Origin of the sequence: Trebonia sp. (assembly GCF_049794275.1) — a bacterium.
Taxonomy (GTDB): Bacteria; Actinomycetota; Actinomycetes; order Streptosporangiales; family Streptosporangiaceae; genus Trebonia.
Genome location: NZ_JBARCR010000297.1, coordinates 1 through 3,021, shown reverse-complemented (window position 1 = coordinate 3,021; position 3,021 = coordinate 1). Strand labels below are relative to the sequence as shown.

General features: G+C 69.4%; 3 protein-coding genes. All 3 read left to right on the top strand.

The features are described 5' to 3' along the window. Positions 1-648, top strand: a 648-nt coding sequence (locus tag WA805_RS08375; RefSeq protein ID WP_422277873.1) for an SDR family NAD(P)-dependent oxidoreductase, incomplete at its 5' end; no start/stop codon positions are given. A 525-nt stretch (positions 649-1,173) separates the two neighbouring features. Beyond that, on the top strand, positions 1,174-2,682 hold the full coding sequence (locus tag WA805_RS08370) for an FAD-binding oxidoreductase (protein ID WP_425242046.1): 1,509 nt from the start codon (positions 1,174-1,176) through the stop codon (positions 2,680-2,682). Positions 2,683-2,801: 119 nt separating this feature from the next. Beyond that, complete coding sequence (locus WA805_RS08365; RefSeq protein WP_425242045.1) at positions 2,802-2,975, top strand: hypothetical protein; 174 nt, start codon at positions 2,802-2,804, stop codon at positions 2,973-2,975. Positions 2,976-3,021 lie beyond the last annotated feature (46 nt).

Here is a 3,021-nt window from a genome sequence, read left to right as displayed (position 1 = left end):
CTGCGTGACTCCGGCGCGGACGGCGGCGTGGCCGCGGAGATCCAGGCGCTGGGGCGGCGCGCGCTGCCGCTGCAGATGGACATCGGCCAGGCCGGCCAGATAGGCCCGGCGGTCGCCGCGGCGGTGGCCTGGTTCGGCCGGCTGGACATCCTGGTGAACAACGCCGGGATCGCGCCGCGGAACCCGGCCGAGGACGTGCGGGAGGAAGACCTCGACGCGACGCTGGCGGTCAACCTCAAGGGGACGTTCCTAGCCAGCCAGGCCGCCGGGCGCGTCATGATCGGGCAGGGCCACGGGCGGATCATCAACATCGGGTCCCAGGCCGGCGCGGTCGCGCTGCCAGGCGAATCGGTGTACTGCATGACCAAAGCGGCCATCGCGCACCTGACCCGGTGCCTCGCCGTCGAATGGGGCCGGCACGGCATTACCGTGAACGCGGTCGCGCCCACGTTCATCGCCACGCCTGGCACCGAGTCCGCGCTGTCCGACCCGGAGTTCCGCGCGGACGTCATCGAGCGGATCGCGGCGCTGCACCGCATCGGGGAGCCGGCCGAAGTGGCCGGCGTGGTCGTGTTCCTCGCATCCCGGGCCGCCTCGCTCATCACCGGCGAGACGGTCCTGGTCGACGGCGGCTGGACCGCCCGGTGAGCCGGGTAGTCGTCATCGGGGCGACCGGGCACATCGGTCGCGCTGCACCCCGGCCACATCAGCGGGCCCGCGAGGTGCTCGGCTACGCGCCGCGCTACACCGCGCTCGGCGCGCTACACCGCGCTCGGCGCGCTGTGCGAGGCGCTGGCCTGGCTCGTGGGCAACGGCCAGGCCGACATCGGCGGCCAGTCGTTTCCGTCCGCAGCCGCCCCATGAACCAATCGCGCCTGATGGCTCATCAACTTCGTATCACTTTTCGTCTTCGTATCAGTTTCGGCCCTTTTCTGGGCTATTTAATCGTTTCAGAGGGGCCAGAAGTGATACGAAGATGGCCGACGAGGCCGGGACCCGCCGAAAGATCAGCACATTTGTGGGACTCCACAGGAACGGGCGGGCCGGGTTCGGCTGTGCGCCTAGTGTGGCGCGAAGCCCGTCAGGGCCGGTAGCCCGCGGCGCCGTCTGGTGATATGTCGTGGATAAGCGGTTCCAGCGCTGCGGCCGGGCCGCCGACTCCGGAGGTGTGCGATGACGCTGACCACCCGCCTGGACGAGAGCTCGGTCAGTGCCGCGATCGTGGCCCTCACCGAGGCGCTCGGGGACGACAACGTGATCACGTCCGCGGGCGAACTGCTCGACTACCGCGACCCTTACGACTACAAGGGCTCCGACGAGTACACCGGCGCGGCCGTGGTGACCCCGGAAAAAGTCGGGGACGTGCAGGAGATCGTGCGGATCGCCAACGAGTTCCGCGTCCCGCTGTGGACCTTCGGCCAGGGCCGCAACTACGCGTACGGCGGTCCCGCGCCCCGGGTCAAGGGCTCGATCCAGCTCAGCTTCCGCAAGATGAACCGGGTGCTCGACGTCGACGACGAGCTCGCCTACGCAGTCGTCGAGCCCGGCGTCCGCTTCCAGGACCTCTACGACCACCTCAGGGAAGGCGGCTACCGCCTCTGGCCGTCGATTCCCGACCTCGGCTGGGGCAGCGTCGTCGGCAACACCCTCGACAGCGGCCGCGGCTACACCAGGTACGGCGACCACCCCTCGACGCAGTGCGGCATGGAAGTCGTGCTCGCCAACGGCGAGCTGCTGCGCACCGGCATGGGCGGGCTGAGCGGCAGCAAGGTCTGGCACCTGTTCCGCGAGTCGTACGGCCCGAACCACGCGGGGCTCTTCTTCCAGTCGAACTTCGGGATCGTCACCAAGATGGGCGTCTGGCTGATGCGGGCGCCCGAGGTGTACGTCTCGGGCTGGGCCACCTGGCGCGACGATGAGCTGGTGGCCGGCGCCGTCGACGCGCTCCGCGAGCTGATGTTCGATGGCGTCATCACCAATCAGCCGCTCCTCGGCTTCGGCGGTCCCAGCGAGAGCGGGCGGGACCCTGGCCAGGGCGGCTGGATGGTCCGCTTCGCGCTGTACGGCCGCGAGCCCGTCATCGAAGCCCAGTACGCCCTGGTCCGCGAGGCGCTGACCCGCGTCGGCGACGTCCGCGTCGGACGGCGCGACTACCGCGGCGACGAGGAGCGCTGCGGCACCACGATCCACGACGACAAGGTGCAGGGCGGAGTTCCCGGCCTCGAGCTGCTGGAGATGTTCAAGAGGCTCAACGGCGAGGACGCCGGGCACCTCGACCTGTCCGCGCTCGGCCCGCTCGACGGCGCCGACGTCCTGGCGTCCATCAGGCTGCGCCGCGAGCTGTACGACCGCCACGGCCTCCCCTACGGCGCGGGGATCGTGCTGCTGCAGCGCTCCGCGCTGCACATCAGCCCTGTCGTCTTCGACACGCGCGACGAGCAGGCGACCCGCGCCGGCTACGCCGCCTACAACGCGATGGTCGAAGACCTCGCGAAGGCCGGCTACCCGGTCTACCGGACGAACATCCAGAGCATGGACGTGGTCGCCGACCAGTTCGACTTCGGTGACCACGCCCAGCGGCGGCTGAACGAGCGGCTCAAGGACCTGCTCGACCCCAACGGCATCCTGTCGCCAGGCAAGCAGGGCATCTGGCCCGCGCACATGCGGGACGGCGCCCTCTAGAGGCTGACTGCCAGCCGGAAGCGAGCACCACCAAGGCGGGGGTGGTTCCTTGCTTCCCGGCGGGCCCTCGGCGTGCGTGACTGGAAGCCAGTCATCGGGCACGCCCTGGAGGGTCAGCCATGACAATCAGCGAAACCGAGAAGGAAAAGAACACAGATAAGAAAACCGGGATGTCGGCCGTCATCTGGTCGTCGCTGCGCGCCTGCATGTTCCTAGCCGCGGCGATCGTCTTCTTCATGATCGGGTACCCCCTCAAGCCGGGCGGCGCGCCGCAGCTTCGATTCCCAGCCTGAAGACCGGCGTTGTGTCGTCCGCCCGGAGCGGCAAAGAGTACTACAG